This is a genomic window from Paenibacillus sp. J22P169 (assembly GCF_059691995.1).
The window spans coordinates 768,169-787,371 of sequence record NZ_JCAUAO010000001.1 but is presented as its reverse complement, the minus strand read 5'-3'; the positions used below and the strand labels follow the sequence as shown (position 1 = coordinate 787,371).

Sequence of the window (19,203 nt, the reverse complement as noted above, 5' to 3'; positions counted from 1 at the left end):
ATAGTTTAGGATCTGCTTCGTGGCAGATCCTATTTTGTTTTTTCCAACTCAAGCAGATCCCACTTTAGCGAACGAACATCCAGCAATCGACAGACTTCTCCGAGTACACAATTTATACTGACTTTAAAATATTTGCGCGGTTCGAACATATCGATAAAGGACGTGAAACAATGGAGTGGTATGGCATTCACCACATCGCAATGGCTACTAAAGATTTAGAAAAAACAATCCAATTTTATACGGAAGTATTGGGCATGCAATCAAGCAACATCTTCCCGGAAAATCCCTTTCACGGGAGGCATGCCTTCATTAAGCCAGGGGCAACTGCTGAAACTTGGGGGCTACATTTCTTCGAACTCGCTGAGGCGCAAATTCATTCGCATCCCGAAGCGCTGCAGCGCTTAACCTTTATTCCAGGTGCTTTGCAGCATATTGCTTTTGCGCTTCAGGATGAAGCTGCCGGTCTGCTAATGAGGAGCAGGTTGGAGGAATTAAGTGTGGAAATGACCGCACTGATGAGCAATGGACCGACAAGAAGTTTCGGATTTTTCGATAACAATGGCATTCAATTGGAAGCAATATGGCCTAAGCATCAATAATATTTCGGAAACTGTTAAGAAAATAATTACACAAAGATGGAGCCTCCGTCGCGGGAGGTTCTTTTGTGCTTCATTTAAGTAACGGGCAGATTTACGCAACGGTTTGAACCCCGATAATCACGTTAGCGGTCGAATACGGCATATGATGGGTATGAACCTACTTGAAGAGGAGTTGCGTTTCCATGCCGATTTCATCAGGGACCCACTTGCTGTATACAGTTCACCAGGGTGACACCTTGTATACGATTGCTGAACAATTGGGTACCAACGTACCGTCGTTAGTGCAGATTAATGCGTTATATCCATCTGTTTCAGACCCCAACCGAATCTTTCCAGGTCAAGTACTTCTTGCTAGATTGCCAGGTATGGCGGAGCAAAGCTCTGTTTTATATCAGGTTCAGCAGGGAGATACACTATTTAGGATCGCCGAACGTTTCTCTGTAAGCGTTGATATGTTGGCCGGACTCAACCAAATACAGCATCCGGACATTCTCCGAGTCGCTCAGCTGCTATTTATTGCGGCCTTCGTATACGAAGTAGAGCAGGGAGACTCACTGTATAGGATCTCCCGCCGTTTCGGAACACCGCTGAGCGAATTGATTCGAGCCAACCGAAACCGCCAGGGATTTTCACTTGATGTCATTTATCCCGGTTTCCGTTTGGTCGTGCCGCTTCCGTCCTCGACGAATATCGTAGTGTTAGAGCCTTTGCCTGGAACGAGGATTGCTCCCGGACAGCAGTTGACGGGTAGCGCTCGAGCGTTCGAAGCGACGATAAATTACCAAATTCACGACGCGATGGGGCGTATCATTACGAAAGAACGAGCTGCAACAGCAGCACAAGGCGCTCCAGCCTTTGGAGTATTCGACGTACAGCTCCAGTTTGATCAATCTCCCACTACACCAAACGGTACATTGATGGTGTACACACGCAGCGCCCGCGACGGCAGCATTCAAGATTTGGTGGAAGTTCCCGTAACTTTTTAATATATCAAAAAACTACGCGGCTGCCGGAATGAATCGGCAGCCGCGTTGAGCTAAAGGGCAGATTAGAGGAATACCTTGTGTGTGAGATCAATAATTACATTAGCACTCATTTTATGTGCACTTATCGGAACTTATTTCATATTGAATAGATTGATAGTTCTTGATCGTACGAATCAAGAATTAGGTATTTATGATTTTATTTCAACGCCAGCTGATGTAGAAGTATTAGTTGAAGGGACAGGTAAACAGAACATTATTGGAGACAAAGTGTCTACTTATTTAAAGATTATAAAAATGGATTGGAATAAATCTGCTTATAACCTTGTTGCGGGTGGTGAAATTGAAGCTAACGAATATTTAGCCGTACATACAAATAGAAAAGTTAGTGGATTACAATTCATTCCAGGAAGAAGTATCTTTAGTATGGGAACCACTTATAAAAGGTTAAAGAATGGTGAACAAAAGACACTCCATTTAAAAATTACAAAAACAAACCAAATTTGGATAATGCCTGAAGAGCTAGTCAAGAAATAAAAGCTAGGAACCGCGCTAGTACGGGCAGTAGAGCGTGGTAAGCCGAATTTTTGTTGGAATTACGCTTAAAGTTCAATTTTAAGTGACAAGTTAATGTATTATTGCGCTAACGAGAAACGATAGCTCCATAGAAATGTACTCTTTTAGGCTGCCGGTGAATTGCTCGGTGGCCTATTCCGATAGCGGGAGTTTAGTTATAATTGTTCTCTATAAGCAATGACTTATAACATTTTGTTATTATTAGGAAAGTAGCTCCCATAACTAACAAGCAAAAATCTGCAATAGATAATGCACTGAAAAGCGAGGTAAGATATCTTATGAGTCAGGAAGAAGTGTTACAAGGCGGTAATGTAAATCAAATAGTCCGTATGGCGAACACGGTTCGCCGCCCTATAGGTTATTGGAGTGCGAGTGTTCATGAACTACTCAAACATTTGGAAAAACAAGGATTTGAGGGTGCACCAAGATTTCTTGGGATCGATGACTCTGGTCGTGAAATATTGACATTTATTTCTGGGGAAGTCGCAGGAAACGATTATCCAAAACTTGAACCGTACATGTGGTCGGACGAAACGCTAGTGAGTTTGGCACGCCTTTTGCGTCATTTCCATGATGTGACTAAAGCGTTCACTCCCAATACTGAGAACAGATGGCAGCTTAGCTATTCAGACGATGCCGAGCACGAAGTGATCTGTCATAATGATGCAGCGTTATATAATGTTGTATTTCAAAAGGGGGAACCTGTAGCGCTGATTGATTTTGACATGGCAGGCCTAGGTCCGCGTATGTGGGACATTGCATACACCCTTTACACATCGGTACCGCTTGCGAGTTTTGCACCAGACCATTCTTCTAGAACAACGATAAAATACCAATATAAATTACACGCCACAGAGCGCCGTCGGCGAATTCATTTGTTTTTTGAATCGTATGGAATTCCCAACCCTAATAATCTGCGAGAGTGGATTATACAACGTTTGACAGTACTGTGTGATACGTTGAGAAATGGTGCCAGCGACGGGAATCTAGCCTTCCAAAAAATGATTGATGAGGGTCATTTGGCGCACTATGAGAGTGAGATTCGTTTTGTAACAGATCATTTCGAAGATTGGATATAGAAATCGAATATTCCGCTAGCGTGAAACGTTATTTTAACGGAAGGATTAACGTATATTTTCGGAATTCGTATGCATGCGTTAAGCGAATATGACATTGAGAAAAGAAGAGTTAAACATGAATGAAATTAGCCATTTAATTGGTAAGTCCAATAATAAAAGAGCATGCTGCCTACGATCGCAGCATGCTCTTTTGTGTACGCCTAATGGTCGTCATGTCTAAACCCTTTTTACCCAACTACCCCATACAGGTCGACGCCATCCAAGTTGATCGAAACGCGGACTACCGTGTCGGACAGGCGCTCCACAACCAAATCTCGTGCTTCCGCCCCAAGCTCGGGGCTGCGGACAATAGCGCTCGTCCATGGCACGCATCCGGTGCCGCAAAAGTCGATCTCGTAGCTCAGCCGGTTATTCGTGCTTAGCGAGCGAAAGTCCTTCAGCACGACAGCATGGTTGTGCTCATCTTTGAGCTGCGGATCGGGAATCGCTTCGAGCGAGCGGTTCAACAGATGCAGCACTGGGCCATCGTCGTGCACGCGCAAACGCAGCGCCCAGCCGGTGTCGCCGGCGGTTTGACGGATGCGCGGCGAGAACGCGCCGCTCGCGATGAGCTGCTGCAGCGCCGCCGCAGCTGTGGCCTCGCTTGCCGCATCCAGCAGGCGCAAGCTCGGAAAGGACGCGGCAAGCAGCGCGTCCGACAGCGGTTGAGCGCGCAGGAAGCCGCGCTCGTCGTGCGTGCCGAACGGCAGGCTCAGCCACACCTCACCGCCTTCGGCCAGAAACCCCGTCACCGCCGCGAATTGAGCGTCGGAGACGCAGCCAACCCCATCGAGCACGAGCGGGGTGCGCTCCTGCTGAAGCGCGGCCGCATCGGCCAGCTCATCGGTCCGTACGATGCGGTAGCCGATGTTCCGCTCGACGAATACGCAGGACCAACGCAGCACACAGTCCCAGTGCTCGCGGCCTTCCGCATCGCGCCAACCGTTGTCGCGGCAGTACCTGTTGCTCCCGACCCGCACCTCCGCAACGTCTCGTCCCACTTGACCGTCCAGATCGCTGTAGGCTTTCTCCCAGTTGTTGATCGGTCCGATGATCGCATGGGTTTCTTTCATCTCAGATGGATCTTCCTGCAGTCGGCCGGGAAGCGTACTGCTCCAGTTCACGACGCCCCAGAACCGGCTCAGGCACCAGCCCAAGTAGCCGCCTTTGTCATAGATCGTGTAGCTGAGCGCGATAGCCGGGGCGTTGCCCATGTGGGCGGCGATGTCTTTTTGCTGCAGCGCTTCGGCGTCGGTGCGGGCCCAGTGCACGCTGCCGGTGCCGATGCCGCAATTTTCCAGCATGACCAAATCGAGGTGGGGCACCATTTTCTCCAGATTGAGCGAGACGGCATTGAGAATAATCGGACCGGTGCTAGAGCAGCAGGTCGTGAGCGGCTTGTCGTGAAAGTAGCTCTTGATCAACTTCACGTGATCGGCGATGATATCCGTTCGGCAACTGACCCAGTCGCGGAACACCGGATTGTCGTAGTTGCCCCAAGTGATGGGAGTGCCGGACGTGTCGCCCCAGAATGACTTGTCCCTGAAGTCGGGCAACGCGTGCCCGTAATCCCGCATGAACCGCTCACGGCAATATCCACAAGCGCACGTCGAGAACCAGCCGTAGTCCGCCATGTCGTCAATCTGTGCGCCGTCGAGATCGACTTCACGGAGCAGCCGCTCCAAGTACTTGCCGTGCATTTCCAGGAAATTCGGATTGTTATGGCAGAACAGCTCCGCTTGGTAGGACGGGCTGTAGCCCCGGCTTCCGTCTCGCACGTCAACCTGGCATAGGTCGTTGAACCGGTAACCGACATACCCGGCGTACTCGGCGGCGATCGGATCATGATGGAGTAGGACGTGATGCCGTTGCGCCATGTGCAGCTTCAAGAATTCCACCGGATCCCTTGGTCGTTCTATCGTGTTGCAGGAGTAGTGGTCAAGAAACTTGATGTCGTACTTATGCAATTCCTCGCAGACGTTGTTCAAATAACCGTGCAGTTGGCCAAAATAGTTGGAAAAATCGAAACGAATATGGAAGCCGAAATTCAGAGCCGTGTCGATTCCAGCTTCGGCAAAGCCTTCCGCTCGGCGTTTTATTTTGTCCTTGATTGACTTTTGGGGCCATAGGATGTCTTCCAGCGTGCTCCACCAGCTTGCGACCCGACGGGGTTTGAAATAGGGGTATGGCGCTCTTGGTTCCATAAATCCTCCTCTGAAATAAAAGTGACAGGTATGGCACAGGTGTTGAAATTACTCCCTTTTTTTAACATATCTGAACAGAGCCCACACGGAATTGTTTGCACGACACAAACATATGCACATATTTGCGAATATATAACGCTTCAATTTTCTATAAACGCACTACGCAAACGGGCAGGAAATTGTGGTGATAATTGGGAATTTATACTGTTATGAAATAAGATAGCTCGAGGAGGGAGTATACAATGAATGTAATTTTTTTTGAAAGAGGTGTATATAGCCTTGCATGCGTTCGTACGAAATGACGACATTCTTGGCGATTTGTTTCTACCCGAACCAGAGAATGCAAATGGAGTTGGAATCGTTTGGTGCCCAGGTTTACCCAATACACCTATAGCTGAAGATATGGCTGTTCCTCTTTCAAATGCTGGATTTCTTGTTTTACAAGCAAGGTACCCAGGGAGTTGGCAAAGTTATGGAAAGTTTGGTCCTTCAAGCTCAATAGAAGGAGCAATTAAAGGAGTAGAACTTCTCTCTAAAAGAAAAACAATAGATTTAGCTACTGAAAAAGAGGTCGTATGGTCATACAATCGACTTGTGTTGGTAGGGAATAGTTATGGTGGAGGAGTAGCTGCAAGTACGCTTGCATTGACAGACTTAGCTGAAGCTGCGGTTATATTTTGCCCCTTACTTGAACCAGCGAATCAAAATTCAGATACAACTCAGCCTGAAGATGACCTAACAACACTCCTGCCATATTTAAAGAGATGTCATGAAAATGTTTTTCGGAATATTGATGAGGGCGAGTGGAGTGAATTTTTAAAAGGAAAAAGTGTTCTAAATCCGTCTGTATATATAGAAACCCTTCGTAATCGTAAATTACTTTTAGTTCATGGGAAGGAAGACATGACGATTCGTTCCTTCCATACAGAGAATTTTTATAACCAATTAATTGCTGTCGGTGCGAAGAAAACTGATCTGCTTTTGGTTGAAGGAGTAGGACATGGAAAAGCCCTACGTTTAAAGACTTGGGATTATTGGACGAACTGGATATTAACCCCAACATTCCAAAGCAGAAGTTGAAAATTGTTTGTTGGGATTCTGGACTCACTTTTGGGGGGCGTGGCAGTGTGAATGATCAGGTTGTTCAGAAAGCTGGAGCGTTTGTACTAACCAATAAAAGAATGGCTTTTATGATGGGACCGACTGTGGATCAATCGGCACTTGCTATTGTTAGACTTGGCGGGCATAGAGAAGGGGCCGAAACGGCTTGGGAATGTGCCCAACGTGAGGTTTTTGAAGAGTCTCAGATGCGTATAACTCCTTTAACACCTTCAATGACTTTTTATTGTCCTAATACTAGGTTTGACATTGAAATATAGTTGGAACCTATTGATAAATTTCAAAATGTAAGCACTGAACCACGTCCATTGATTGTGGGACATCAGAATTCAGTACAAAGCGTAACTCCTATTTTCCTGGCATCATCAGACGACGAACCAGTACCCAGTATGGAGACTAAAGCATTAATGCTCTTAACTCGTAAAGAAGTTATTCGTCTATGCTCCGAAACAATAACTTTAGATGAATTCCAAACTTTGGGTGGAAAAGTCATACTTGGACAACAAATTGATGGGAATTTACCCTTAAAACCATTTGGACATCTACGTATGCTTTCGATTATTTTAGAGCACTATCCTAAGGTAATTTCAACCTCAATATTTTGTTGAAAGCTAAACTTGTAGACATTAAAGTCTTGAAGTAAGTAATTTTCCAAAATGCAAAACTTTGCACTTGTTCTAAGCGTCTGTATTTTAAAGAAGCAACACGAATCTACAGACTTGGTAGTGCACATGGTTATGAACCAATACAGATTTATAAAAATGAACAAGAGGGAAGCTTTGATTTAGTAAGTGGCTAATGAGGGCATTGGGGCATTAACCTAACGGCAAACGATAGTTCAATATTAAATCTGAATGGAAATAAGTCTCGCTATCGATGACTGTAAAAAAGAAGCTGCCGAGTATTCGGCAGCTTTTCGAGTCGTCCCTCTGGACACAGCATAAGGTGGTAATTTTTCGTAAGATTAAGAATAATATCCCAGAATTATGTATTTAAGCATTACGCTTACGAAGAACGTTTGTTCAAACACGGCAAGACGGCCATTTATCCTATATGGGACGGCCCATTTGTCTTTACGCTTTTCTCGAAGAGGCTTCAATCTCCAGGCAGGCCAAGACAAACGGCGCAAAGCCCTTCGGATCGTCGCGTCGGATCGGTTCGCTGATGTAATAGGCATATGATCCATCGCGGTACGGCGTATTACCTAGGCCTGCTACGCTGCAAATGCCGTTCAGATGCAGAGAAGCATCAGCATCGCGCTCTACAAATTTTGTTAGGCTTCCTTCGTAGGCTTTACGAGCCGCTTCAATTGCCCATTCTTCAAGATAGCCTTTATTTGCGCCCTTAGCCAGTGCGTAGGTAAACATCGCGGTGCTGGAAGCCTCCAAATAATTTCCTTCTTCACCGCCACGATCCATTACTTGCCACCACAAACCGCTCTCGGAGTCTTGCACCTTGACAATAGCCTTTGCCAAACGGTGGAAAATACCGATAATTTGACCGCGCTGCGGATGATCAAGCGGCAGGAAGTCAAGTACATCAACAATCGCCATGACGTACCAGCCAATAGCACGTCCCCAGAAATGCTCGGAGCAGCCTGTTACTTTATTGGCCCAGCGTTCCTCTCGGCTCTCATCCCATCCGTGGTAGAGCAGTCCGGTTTGTGGATTGCGGACGACGCGCTCCATCAGCAAAATTTCATTGGCGATATCATCAAACCATTCATGTTCATTGAACACGTGTGCAAATTGAGCTAAAAAAGGAGATGTCATATATACGCCATCCAACCACATTTGGAACGGATAGATTTTTTTGTGCCATAAACCGCCTTCTTTGGTGCGGGGATGCCCCTTCAATTGCGTCACCAATAACTCAATAGCCTTACGGTACTTGGGTTCCCCGGTTTTCTCCAACAAAAGGAAAAGCGTTTTGCCCTGGTTGATCATATCGACGTTGTATTCGTTTAAATTGTACGTAGCAATGGAACCGTCATCTTGAATAAACAAATCCATGTTATTTTTAATGTAATGCCAGTAGGGTTCTTCCCCTGTTGTGTGAAACATCCGCTCAAAAGCGGTTAAAATACAACCGTTCTCGTAATTCCAGCATCGACTCTTTTGAAATGGCATGTCAGATACAAGAGGATATTGTAGCATGAAAGATTCGGACATCGCCGCAGACCAAAGATTTTTCAAACGTTTGCCCCCTAATTCAATTTATTAATTCTTAATGCATTCAGAAAACCTATTTACAACATGATGCAACAACATTTGCTACTAGTCAATCCTAATTTGTTTCATTTGTTTTTAGTGAAATATATGAATAGTTTTTAAACGAAAATAAGAATAAATGAAGAGAAATCATTCATTCTTGCGTTAAATAGAATTTTCAAGCTAACGATAAACGATTGTTCAATCCACACGAAGAGACGACAGCCATTGGCTGCCGTTTTGTTTTGATTTGGAACTAATCCTTACGAATTATTAGATAAACAATCAGTCCTATGATTGGGAAAAACAACATTGCTAACAGAATAATTAATGCAAATTCCGTGCTTTTACCTCTTCGTATGCTATCTCGATATGCCCATACGCATAAAACGATGTGTGCCAAAAATAGCACAAAGGATGATAAAACAAATAATAAAATAATACCTGAGCTAAATGCAACGTTACTAGACAAGTTTAACCCTCCTTTGTCGAACAATTAATTTTACGAAATCACAGTGAGAAAGTTTCAAGGATTTCCAAAATTGGATACTGAATAATGGTGTTGAAATAAACAGTTTACTTTTAAGACATTAAAATTGTTAGTTTACCACGGAGGTGGCTATTTTGAGATTAAAGAAACCATTTTGGTTTTCATCTGTTTTGGTAATTCTTATTGGTGCTTATATCTTAATATCAACAACTTTCATTGATGAAAAAGCCTATTTGAAACGGTCTTGGGATGAAACTAATCAAAATAAACACATTATTAATTGGCAGGAAGGCGAAGTATCTATTACTTCTTTACAAGAAAAACATATCAAGCAATTGTTTCTTCCTAAAAGAACCACATTTGCAAAAATTAATCGTAGTTTGTTATGGATTAACGGGGATAAAGCTGTTCGTGTGCTGTTTCATACCGATTATGAAGGTTTACAAGGTCCCATAACAGTTTATTTTAATCCTTTTACGAAACAAGTAATTGGTTATGATGTAAATGAATGAGGTGGAGGTCCCATTCCCGATTTTGACAAGAACTTGATCTCATTCCCGACGGCTTGAAAATGGATTAAATTAGTGTTTAAATGGAACTTAACTGGAAATTTAGCGTCTAAATTTTGAAGGATACGCCTTTATAAAATGAAAAGAGGAGGAATTTATGAATTGGATTATTTCCTTGAGTTTATTCCTGTTACTGATATCATCCTACATCGATCAAAGAAAGAGTCTAAATGCTAAAGCATGGATTAAAATCATTCTCGGGTATATTATATGTAGTTTATATTTAGACGTTTTGGGACTACTAATTCCGCTGGGAGCAATTGTGGGATTTATTTATATTTCTAGAACTAAGGATAATTTCTTACTTAGATCACTAATTTTTGGGCTAGCTTGTTTAATAATCACTTTTTATATGCCGAAGGTAACCGTCAATCAAGTAAGAGAGATTTCACGAATTGCAGAATATTCAAGTCAATTTAATCAAGTAAATTCAGTTTATAACTATCAGTCTAACTCTGAAATTAATATTTTACTGAATAATAAAGCGCTTGAAATTAAAAACAAAAATAATAAATCAGAAATTAATATTGATCCACATGTGCTTTTTAGAATTTGGGTTTTATCTCATAAAGGTTATTCAATTGAAGATTTAGATTGGTTATATTATAAGTCACCGCGTGAATTACATTACTATTGGCAATCTAACCACCAAGATGATTTTTCTTTTATAGAGTATGTTGTATTTCAAAATGTTGGATACATGGGGATGTTCAAACGGGATAATACAGAAAGTCCATACAAACTTTATACAATAATAGAATTTGATAAGTTTAAAACATTAAATCCAATAATTCCCTGAGTGACCAATATGGTATTATAAGTAAGTATTTACTATTTGAGAATTATGGAGGTACTTTATGAATTTGGCGAATAAAATAACCATCGCAAGGATATTTTTAATCCCCGTTTTTATTCTCCTATTTCCCACGCACCCAGATTGGTTAATTAATAAGTATAAATTCATTCAGCATATTGATTTGTACGGAATATATTATTCAACGCTGGTATTCTTAATTGCCTCAATAACAGATAAATTAGATGGACATATTGCAAGAAAATACAATCAAATTACAAATCTCGGTAAATTGCTTGATCCATTGGCAGATAAATTACTTATTGCTGCAGCTTTGATTCTACTTGTAAGTCAGCATAGACTATATACATGGGTTGCTTTAGTTATAATAGCCAGGGAAGTCATTATAACGGGAATTAGAACAGTAGCTTCTTCACAAAAAATTGCTTTGCAAGCGGATCGATTCGGTAAAATTAAAATGGTGTTACAAGTAGTTGCAATTACAGCAGTATTGTTAAATAACCGTCCATTTAGTTTTATAACAGACATTCATGTAGATCAATTACTTATGTATCTCGCTTTAATCATGACTGTATATTCAGGATATAATTACATAAAAAATAATTATTTAAAACTAAAACTTAATACATAAAAGAACGAGGCTGCCTGTATCAATAGGCAGCCTCGTTGATGTAACGAACAGTTGCGCCACATTGAAATAATTAGGCATAGAATTGGCTTATTTAAAGTATATCGTAAATAAAAGTACGGCTCCGAGGTAGGGACAGAAAAACGGCCTATTTTTTATTAAGCAGGAGGTTACTATGAAAATCACATCCGTTAAAACAAAGCTTATTTCCGTACCATTCCCGACCCCCATTCGAGTATCGACGTTTTTCATTACTAAAAGAAATGCAATCATTGTTGAGATTGAGACGGATGAAGGAATAACTGGAATGGGATATTTGCCCATTCTGGGTCAAGGCAGCGAAACGATCAAAACATGCATAGATCGTGATATTGCCGATTTGCTAATCGGCGAAAACCCGTTGTATCGGAATAAGATATGGGAGAAGCTTTGGTGGGCGCTCAACATGATTGGCCGCAAGGGAGTTGCACTTTACGGGATATCTGCGGTGGATATCACCCTCTGGGATTTGGCAGGGAAGCTTCAGAACACGTCAATTCATGCGATGCTTGGGCCTTTTACGGATCAAGTTAAAGCCTATGGAAGCGCTGGATTCATGGCATTAACTGAGGGGGAGCTCGTCGAGGAAGCAGAAAGGTATATTTCTCGTGGATTTAAAGCGTTCAAGATGAAAGCAGGGTTCCCGGATTTAAGAATCGACCTGAAAAGGGTGGCCGCCGTTAGAAAAGCGTTGGGTGCGGATATTGACATTATGGTTGATGTGAATCAGGGGCTTGATGTGGCAACAGCGATTCAGTTCGGAAGAGAGTTGGAAAAGTTGGGCGTATATTGGTTCGAAGAACCAGTTCCTGCAGACGATATCATTGGTCATGCGGAGATCGCCAAAGCGCTGGATATCCGGATTACGACCGGCGAAACCGAGTATTTAGGATATGGGTTTCGTGACCTGATTGACAGGAAAGCCGGAGACATTCTGATGATCAACCTCAGAGCAGGGGGGATTACCGAAGCGCTCCGCATCGCCAATATGGCAAGCGCACATCGAATCCCGGTCACTCCTCATCTGGCGTGGGAACTTCAAATCCAGGTTTTTGCCGCCATTCCCAACGGAGTCTACATAGAGTACATGGATTGGTACGATGATTTGTTTGAAGAGGTTCCTCAAATCAAGGACGGTATGGTTACCGTTTGGAATCGCCCCGGGCATGGGCTGAAATTCCGTGAAGAGATTATACAGAAGTACGTTATCGAGTAGTTATTAGTGAAACCGAGAGGCTATTTTGATCTCAGGTTAATTAAAAAAACATACAAGAGTTAAATAAAGTATTCTAATGGCGAAGCGTTTTGATCAGATTAGTTTAATTGCTCAGGAGAGTTAGTCTCACGGAGAACGATATTGGAGGAGCTTGCTTGTTGGCAGGCTTCTTTTTAATTTCGTTGGAGTAACGGGCAGTTATGACGAATAAAAGGATTTATGTGATTTGAAAATTGTTTAAAAAACCTTTTGACTTTTTGTATTTAGTACAATAACATAAGTAGTAAGTAGTAAGTAGTAAGTAGTAAGTAGTAAGTAGTAAGTAGTAAGTAGTAAGTAGTAAGTAGTAAGTAGTAAGTAGTAAGTAGTAAGTAGTAAGTAGTAAGTAGTAAGTTAAAAGTCTTCGAAAGGATGATACTATCATGTTAAAAAATTTATCAATTCCCCAAGAGTTTGTCTTACTCGCATTAGATCGTGAAACCAATAAACTAAAGTCTATTTTTCGTATGCATGTTGCCTTGTATACAGTTATAGCTTGTATTATGGAACTTTCTATAAATGGCAACGTTACATTTGAAGACGATGATACTGTCAGAATTTCTGACTCAGCATCCACAGGTGAAAAATATCTTGACAGATTACTCGAAATTATTGCCGCTGAGAAACCAAAGAAGCTAAAGAAGTGGGTTTCTTACTTTTACTTTAACAAAGAAATTTATAAAATGGTTGTAGAAAGCCTTGTAGATAAAGGAGTTCTAGAGATTGAAAATACGGAAGTTTTATTTGTTGTTCCAGTAAAAAAATATTCGGATGTTGCAAATACACGGAACCACATCGTGGAGAAAATTCGAGCTGAGTTATTAGAACATGGGAATGTAGAAGAACATACAATAGCCTTGGTGTTATTTTTAAACACTAAAAGTATGCTAAACGATTATTTTTCTGATTACGAACAAAAAACGTTAAAGCAAAAACTAGAGATATTGCGTAAAGAGGACATTTATAAAAAAATTAGAACGGTTGATATAGCTATCCAAAGTATTGATTCTGGATATTAGATTCAAGTATTGCAGTAACATAAGGGAGAAAAATATGGGGAGAAAAAGAAGCTTAGATAAAATTTTATCATCAGAGTATGTGAGTATCAGTGAGTTGGTTGAACTTTCTGGAGTTCGATACAGCACCATTAAATATTACACGGAAGAGGATATGATCTCATTTGAGCAAGAGGATATAAGATTGACAAGAAGATACCCGCGTGAATTAGCACTAAAGCGACTCGAGGAAATTCGTGTAATGAAAGAAGAAGAAGGATTGACTATAAAACAAATTAAAGAAAAATTATTATTGTGAACTCTGGCAGGGGTATGAATTAATTTCCAGTGCCTGCCTATCCATGGTGGGTATTATTCAGCTCAAAGAGGTAGAATTTGTATATGAGTAGCATTGATGAAAAATAAAGGAGCAGACAAGGTATTGGACTTGTTTGCTCCTTATTTGTCGTTTATGTGTGGTTAAATCTAATAGAATCCGACGAAATTAGAGCGAGCAGCGGAATAATGAACTCATTGTAATAACAACGGTGCATCTTTCCAATAATAATGGTGTTGCAACTGGAAGGCAGCAAAAAAATCAATAAAATAGCCATCTACAGATGCGCTTATGCGGAGGAATTGTGATGTTTAGCGGAAATGCAAAAGTGTTCGGATTGTTGGCTGCTTGTATGCTGATGATGGCGTTTTTTCTTTCAGCTTGCGCAGGCTACGAGAATGTGACGGCTTCAAGTTCCCTGCTTTCAACAATGTCTGATACACAACCAACAATGGTTCGCATTACACAGCATTATACCGAACCCGAAGTTGACACAAACATGTATTCTGATCAGGAGCTCATTAAGAAGGTTCCCGGATTCAAAAACGGATACAAAAAGGTAAACGGAGTCAAGCTTCACTATGTTGAAGGTGGTAAGGGTGACCCGCTATTCCTTCTTCCTGGGTGGCCGCAGAATTGGTATGCGTATCACAAAATTATGCCGGAACTAGCAAAGAAATATCATGTGTATGTCGTTGAATATCGTGGAATGGGCAGCTCCGACAAGCCTCTATCTGGCTATGATAAGAAGACATTGTCTTCAGATATTCATGCTTTGGTAAAAGAGCTTGGTTATGACAAGATTCATATGGTGGGACATGATATCGGGGCACAGGTTGCTTATGCTTACGCAGCTCAATACCCAGAGGCTACGACAAAACTAGCAATGATGGATGTTCCTCATCCATTCGAAGGTTTTCTGGGTATTCCTCTCTTGCCGCCTCCGGGAGTTTACGATATGAGCAATAAAGAACGACCTATTTTTCCTTGGTGGTTTGCACTCAATTCGGTACCGGGATTGCCGGAGCTGTTGTTGAAAGGCAATCAGATGAGTATTTATCAGAATTGGATCTTTGATTATCTGGCGTATGACAAACCGCCTATGACTCAAGAAACGAAAGATATTTACTATGCGGCCTATTCAAATGCTGATGCGATTCGTGCAAGTAACGAGTGGTATAAAACATTCAGACAAGATATTGATGATTTGAAAACCTATAAAAAGCTGTCAGTACCTGTACTCGGTATTGGTGGTTCGGAATCCACTTCTCATACGCTTGAAGCGTTTCTGAAACAATATGCACCTGACATGAAAATGGTCAGATTAGATAAAACGGGTCATTGGATCGCAGAGCAGAGCCCACAAGAAACCGTGAAACTGTTAAACGATTTTTTCGGTAATTAACGCATGGTCATCCCGGAAGGGTTTAACACCAGCCTTTATTGGCATTTGGGGCATGTGCTTCGTGACTGGGATGAGGAGTGGGAGCTGCCTGCATGGGAAACGATGATCGTGCAGTTGAAGAAGCACGCGGCAATAACGAAGTTTTAACGAATATTGTTGGATAAGCTGCGCAAAAATTGTGAAAAATAAACCAGTCAAAAGGAGATGTTACTATGATAACAATGGAAAAGAAATTGTACACGGCTACTGTAAATGTTGAAGGTGGAAGAGAAGGTAAAGCAGTTTCGAGCGATGGCAATCTTAACTTGGACTTGAGATATCCGAAAGAGCTTGGCGGCCCAGGTAACGGAGTCAATCCAGAGCAGCTGTTCGCTGCTGGATTTGCTGCATGTTTCGAAGGTGCAATGGGAACTATTATTAGGAAAAAAGGAATTAAAACGGAAGGAATCTCAATAGCTTCAAATGTTTCACTCGGTAAGGATGCGAATGACGGCTATGTACTTGCAGTTCATTTCGACATTACCGTAAAGGGCGTAGATATCAGTGTAGCTCAGGAAATTGTCGATGAAGCCCATAAAGTTTGTCCTTATGCCAGAGCAACTCAAGGCAATATCGAAGTCATATCGAATGTGATTGGCTAACGATTCATTTCTCAAAAACCCCGCTTGTCGAAAGCGGGGTTTTCAATGTCCTCATATTGGCAATAAAAGTAGCCGCTGAAACAACGATCGATGGATCAGTCATTGAACTATAAATAACAAATTAATTTATGAGGAGGTTACGGGATGGAAATCCATTCATTGAGCAAAGAAACTTTTAGGGCACAGATCGATCATGGAATCACACTCGTTGACTTTTATGAGCCTAGCAGCAAATCTTGTCAAGAACAGCTTCCCATTGATGAGAAGCTGGCTCAAGAAGTAAGATATCAGGCTACCGTTACTAAAGTTGATATCAATCAGGAAAAAGAACTCGCAGCTGAATACGGTGTCTCTAGTGTTCCAACCTTAATACTGTTTAAAGATGGATATAAGTTAGAGACTTGGGTTGGGCAGCAAAGTAAAGAAGTCTTGCAGCAGCATATCATTAGCTATGCAACCATGGGTGATTCTTGCGTGTAATGAGTAGCCAAGCCATTGAGCAAACGGAAAACTATAGCGCAGGAGCTGCATTGAAGCAGCTCCTTTTTGCTCATTAAAATGAGCAGGATAATTCAATGATATATGGAATTAAATGGTGTGGGCAATTGTGAAAAGGGAGGGATATTTAAAATGAATGAGCAAAGCAAACAAAATAAAAAGGCTTGGGAATATCGAGCATATGAATTTTGGAATAATAGTCACGGCACTCCTAAAGATAAAGCTAATCAAATATTAGAAAACCCAAAAGCATGTCTTAAAAAGCATAAACAGTATTTCGAATACATGGAAGAAAAAAAGATTGCCAATCTTTGTGGGTCAAATGGGAGAAAAGCAGTTCCAATAGCTTTATTAGGAGCAGAAGTAACTGTATTTGATATTTCAGAAGAAAATAAAAAATATGCTTTAGAACTGGCAGAATATGCAGGGACCTCTATTAATTATATAGTCACTGATATTTATGATATAGACTTAAAAAAATATGGAGGCTATTTTGACATGCTTTATCTAGAAGGAGGAATATTACACTATTTTAATGATATTGAAAAATTCATGTCTATTCTTTATTCATTGCTTAAAAACGAAGGGAAAATGGTCTTAAGTGATTTCCATCCTTTAAGGAAATGTATTGTTACCGGTAGTGAAGAAGTCAATTATTTTGACAAGGAATTACGAAATGGAGACCTAGCATATAAGGGTTTCTTTGATGAGAATGAACAGCAACATTTTCCAGATGTATCTGTTAGATTATATACACTTAGTGAGATTATTAATTCAGTAATCACTTCAGGTTTCAAATTAGAAAAATTTGATGAACATCGTGGTTGGAATAATGAAAATATTCCATGGGAATTTACTATTTTAGCTAGTAAATAGCTATTTTATTATTAAATTAACGAGGACAAACTGGAGGGAGTTAATAAATGGTTCAATCAATCGTACATATCGCTCTAGTTGTGTTTGAATATGATGAAGCAATTGAGTTTTATACGAAGAAGCTAAATTTCGAATTAGTTGAAGATACTTATCAGCCAGAACAAGATAAACGGTGGGTTGTAGTATCTCCACCAGGTTCAGTCGGCACCACCATATTACTTGCAAAAGCATCTAAACCTGAACAAGAGGCATTTATAGGTAACCAGACAGGTGGTAGAGTTTTTCTATTTTTAAACACTGATGATTTTTGGAAAGATTATAATGAAATGATCTCAAGAGGAATTGAATTTGTGAGAGAACCAAAAGAACAATCGTATGGAATTGTTGCAGTATTTAAAGATTTATATGGTAACCTATGGGATTTGTTAGAGCTGAAAGAAGATCATCCAATTTCCAAACGAAAAAGTTACTAACAACAACTATTTGTTGAGCAGGTGCTACGGCAGCCTGCTCTTTATTTTGAAAAACACATTATTCATTCAATATCCTAAAATGTCAGTCTATCTCAAATATTTATCTTTGCATGGTGTCAAATATTTCATATAATTGTTATGGATATATTTACCATTATAAGGAGGGATTTTTTATTATTACTTACGAAGTCAGTGCTATGGAGAGAGAAGAGATTAAGTTGGTTGGCTTTTCAATAAAGGAAAGTCTAAACAAGGTCATCGAATCGAGAATTGGCGGAACTCTACGTGAGGAATTAGATAAAAGAAAGTTTGAAATAGAAAATAGGATAAGCTCAGGGATGTATTTAATTCAAATATATCCTCATGACGGTCACTGGACTCCCGATGTACCATATCAACATGTGATTGCCTACTCTGTGACAACTTTCGATGGAATTCCTAACGATATGATTACTTACACATTACCGGCTGGACGTTTTATGAAAATTATTCATCAAGGAGCAGAATCCCAAATTGGAACTACATATGATTTTATCAATAAAACGTATGGTGGTAGACCTATAGATATCGAATATTGGAACGATATTCATTCATTAGAAAACAAAGATAGTCAAATTGATATTTACATTCCATCCAAATAAAAGATTCTTTACAGGCAAACGTATTTTGCCCGACCGTGATGCGGATCATCGTGTTGGCCACTATACGTATTTCAAACGACCGGGTAACGCTCTACAAGAAAACTTATGGTGAATTGATAGTTTATAAACATTTGAAGGGCTGTCTCGTGGCAGCCCTTCACTACGCTAACTGGTAGGATTGTTTGACATGGTATTTACGAAAAAAAATATATCTCAAATCAAAAATGAGATCTTTCTCCAGTTTATTTCTAAAGGAAGTGAAGAAATGAAACTGCCTTATATAATTGGATATTTACTAACCGTATTATGGTTTTTCTTGGTTGTTTATGGATTTATAAATTTTGATTCAGATAATGAAAGTAAAAAGGTTGAATTTGTTTTGTTTTCTGCTTTTGCAGGGCTAATTTTATTTCCGATTTATTTCATTAGCGTTTATGTGTATTACCGTTTATTCAAGAGAATATCATGAATCAGGAACGCTCAACCCATTCAGCTAACGAGAGCTAAAAGAAGGGTGTGACGAGGGTGCAAGTTGAAGATTTCATTCAGAAGCAGGAAATAAGGGGCAAAAGAATTCTCCAATTACTTGTATTAACTAATCTAATCCTTTTTATTATGATATTAGTTATGAGTTTACTTAATGGAATATCCCACAATATGATAGGATTAATAATTATGACTATCCTTTGTGTTTTTATTTATAACGGAGGACAAATTGCTAAATGGATATACA

The 19,203-nt window shown here is 40.7% G+C and carries 24 protein-coding genes; 21 read left to right on the top strand and 3 right to left on the bottom strand.

Annotated features, from left to right (window positions below):
* The first annotated feature begins 170 nt into the window (after nt 1-170).
* The 4 genes from AC58QG_RS03830 (at nt 171) to AC58QG_RS03815 (ending at nt 3,237) form a co-directional block, all read left to right on the top strand.
* Nucleotides 171-599 carry a VOC family protein gene (locus AC58QG_RS03830; protein ID WP_497360776.1) on the top strand — a complete coding sequence of 143 codons (429 nt, stop codon included), beginning with the start codon at nt 171-173 and terminating at the stop codon, nt 597-599.
* Between the two features lie 182 nt (nt 600-781).
* Nucleotides 782-1,585, top strand: a complete 804-nt coding sequence (locus AC58QG_RS03825; protein WP_497360775.1) for a LysM peptidoglycan-binding domain-containing protein — start codon at nt 782-784, stop codon at nt 1,583-1,585.
* Between the two features lie 81 nt (nt 1,586-1,666).
* A complete protein-coding gene (locus AC58QG_RS03820; protein WP_497360774.1) occupies nt 1,667-2,119 on the top strand; it encodes a hypothetical protein in 453 nt (150 codons plus the stop codon).
* Between the two features lie 317 nt (nt 2,120-2,436).
* Nucleotides 2,437-3,237 (top strand): aminoglycoside phosphotransferase family protein, encoded by an 801-nt coding sequence (locus tag AC58QG_RS03815; protein WP_497360773.1) that lies wholly within the window; start codon nt 2,437-2,439, stop codon nt 3,235-3,237.
* A 227-nt stretch (nt 3,238-3,464) separates the two neighbouring features.
* Here the strand turns inward: AC58QG_RS03815 and AC58QG_RS03810 are convergent, their stop codons facing one another.
* The gene (locus AC58QG_RS03810; RefSeq protein WP_497360772.1) at nt 3,465-5,480 is read right to left on the bottom strand and encodes a hypothetical protein; all 2,016 of its coding nucleotides are present in this window, start codon (nt 5,478-5,480) and stop codon (nt 3,465-3,467) included.
* Nucleotides 5,481-5,747: 267 nt separating this feature from the next.
* Between AC58QG_RS03810 and AC58QG_RS03805 the strand changes: the two genes are divergently transcribed.
* The 3 genes from AC58QG_RS03805 to AC58QG_RS03795 are packed head-to-tail and all read left to right on the top strand — an operon-like array spanning nt 5,748 to nt 7,207.
* Nucleotides 5,748-6,560 carry an alpha/beta hydrolase family protein gene (locus tag AC58QG_RS03805; RefSeq protein ID WP_497362773.1) on the top strand — a complete coding sequence of 271 codons (813 nt, stop codon included), beginning with the start codon at nt 5,748-5,750 and terminating at the stop codon, nt 6,558-6,560.
* A 47-nt stretch (nt 6,561-6,607) separates the two neighbouring features.
* Nucleotides 6,608-6,859 (top strand): hypothetical protein, encoded by a 252-nt coding sequence (locus AC58QG_RS03800; protein ID WP_497360771.1) that lies wholly within the window; start codon nt 6,608-6,610, stop codon nt 6,857-6,859.
* Entirely contained in the window at nt 6,860-7,207 is a 348-nt protein-coding gene (locus AC58QG_RS03795) for a hypothetical protein (RefSeq protein ID WP_497360770.1), read from the top strand.
* Nucleotides 7,208-7,672: 465 nt separating this feature from the next.
* On the opposite strand, the gene AC58QG_RS03790 is transcribed toward AC58QG_RS03795, so the two are convergent.
* Nucleotides 7,673-8,770 (bottom strand): glycoside hydrolase family 88/105 protein, encoded by a 1,098-nt coding sequence (locus tag AC58QG_RS03790; protein WP_497362772.1) that lies wholly within the window; start codon nt 8,768-8,770, stop codon nt 7,673-7,675.
* A gap of 295 nt (nt 8,771-9,065) precedes the next feature.
* Nucleotides 9,066-9,251 (bottom strand): PLDc N-terminal domain-containing protein, encoded by a 186-nt coding sequence (locus AC58QG_RS03785; RefSeq protein ID WP_497362771.1) that lies wholly within the window; start codon nt 9,249-9,251, stop codon nt 9,066-9,068.
* A gap of 182 nt (nt 9,252-9,433) precedes the next feature.
* Here AC58QG_RS03785 and AC58QG_RS03780 point away from each other — a divergent pair, with 182 nt between their 5' ends.
* The 14 genes from AC58QG_RS03780 (at nt 9,434) to AC58QG_RS03715 (ending at nt 18,939) form a co-directional block, all read left to right on the top strand.
* Nucleotides 9,434-9,811: a hypothetical protein gene (locus AC58QG_RS03780; RefSeq protein ID WP_497360769.1), complete on the top strand. Its 378-nt coding sequence runs from the start codon at nt 9,434-9,436 to the stop codon at nt 9,809-9,811.
* Between the two features lie 154 nt (nt 9,812-9,965).
* A complete protein-coding gene (locus AC58QG_RS03775; protein ID WP_497360768.1) occupies nt 9,966-10,667 on the top strand; it encodes a hypothetical protein in 702 nt (233 codons plus the stop codon).
* A 58-nt stretch (nt 10,668-10,725) separates the two neighbouring features.
* Nucleotides 10,726-11,313 (top strand): CDP-diacylglycerol--glycerol-3-phosphate 3-phosphatidyltransferase, encoded by a 588-nt coding sequence (gene pgsA, locus AC58QG_RS03770; protein ID WP_497360767.1) that lies wholly within the window; start codon nt 10,726-10,728, stop codon nt 11,311-11,313.
* 172 nt (nt 11,314-11,485) lie between these two features.
* Nucleotides 11,486-12,565 carry a mandelate racemase/muconate lactonizing enzyme family protein gene (locus AC58QG_RS03765; RefSeq protein WP_497360766.1) on the top strand — a complete coding sequence of 360 codons (1,080 nt, stop codon included), beginning with the start codon at nt 11,486-11,488 and terminating at the stop codon, nt 12,563-12,565.
* 422 nt (nt 12,566-12,987) lie between these two features.
* A complete protein-coding gene (locus AC58QG_RS03760) occupies nt 12,988-13,623 on the top strand; it encodes a GOLPH3/VPS74 family protein (RefSeq protein ID WP_497360765.1) in 636 nt (211 codons plus the stop codon).
* A 34-nt stretch (nt 13,624-13,657) separates the two neighbouring features.
* Nucleotides 13,658-13,918, top strand: coding sequence for a MerR family transcriptional regulator (locus AC58QG_RS03755; protein ID WP_497360764.1), 261 nt, complete (start codon nt 13,658-13,660; stop codon nt 13,916-13,918).
* A 325-nt stretch (nt 13,919-14,243) separates the two neighbouring features.
* Nucleotides 14,244-15,341, top strand: coding sequence for an alpha/beta fold hydrolase (locus tag AC58QG_RS03750; RefSeq protein ID WP_497360763.1), 1,098 nt, complete (start codon nt 14,244-14,246; stop codon nt 15,339-15,341).
* A gap of 3 nt (nt 15,342-15,344) precedes the next feature.
* Nucleotides 15,345-15,488, top strand: a complete 144-nt coding sequence (locus tag AC58QG_RS03745) for a hypothetical protein (RefSeq protein ID WP_497360762.1) — start codon at nt 15,345-15,347, stop codon at nt 15,486-15,488.
* A 65-nt stretch (nt 15,489-15,553) separates the two neighbouring features.
* Entirely contained in the window at nt 15,554-15,982 is a 429-nt protein-coding gene (locus AC58QG_RS03740) for an organic hydroperoxide resistance protein (RefSeq protein WP_497360761.1), read from the top strand.
* A 144-nt stretch (nt 15,983-16,126) separates the two neighbouring features.
* Entirely contained in the window at nt 16,127-16,462 is a 336-nt protein-coding gene (locus tag AC58QG_RS03735; protein WP_497360760.1) for a thioredoxin family protein, read from the top strand.
* Nucleotides 16,463-16,612: 150 nt separating this feature from the next.
* A complete protein-coding gene (locus AC58QG_RS03730; protein WP_497360759.1) occupies nt 16,613-17,356 on the top strand; it encodes a class I SAM-dependent methyltransferase in 744 nt (247 codons plus the stop codon).
* A gap of 47 nt (nt 17,357-17,403) precedes the next feature.
* The gene (locus AC58QG_RS03725; protein WP_497360758.1) at nt 17,404-17,829 is read left to right on the top strand and encodes a VOC family protein; all 426 of its coding nucleotides are present in this window, start codon (nt 17,404-17,406) and stop codon (nt 17,827-17,829) included.
* A gap of 197 nt (nt 17,830-18,026) precedes the next feature.
* A complete protein-coding gene (locus AC58QG_RS03720) occupies nt 18,027-18,470 on the top strand; it encodes a GyrI-like domain-containing protein (protein WP_497360757.1) in 444 nt (147 codons plus the stop codon).
* Between the two features lie 187 nt (nt 18,471-18,657).
* Nucleotides 18,658-18,939, top strand: coding sequence for a hypothetical protein (locus AC58QG_RS03715; protein WP_497360756.1), 282 nt, complete (start codon nt 18,658-18,660; stop codon nt 18,937-18,939).
* Nucleotides 18,940-19,203: the final 264 nt, after the last annotated feature.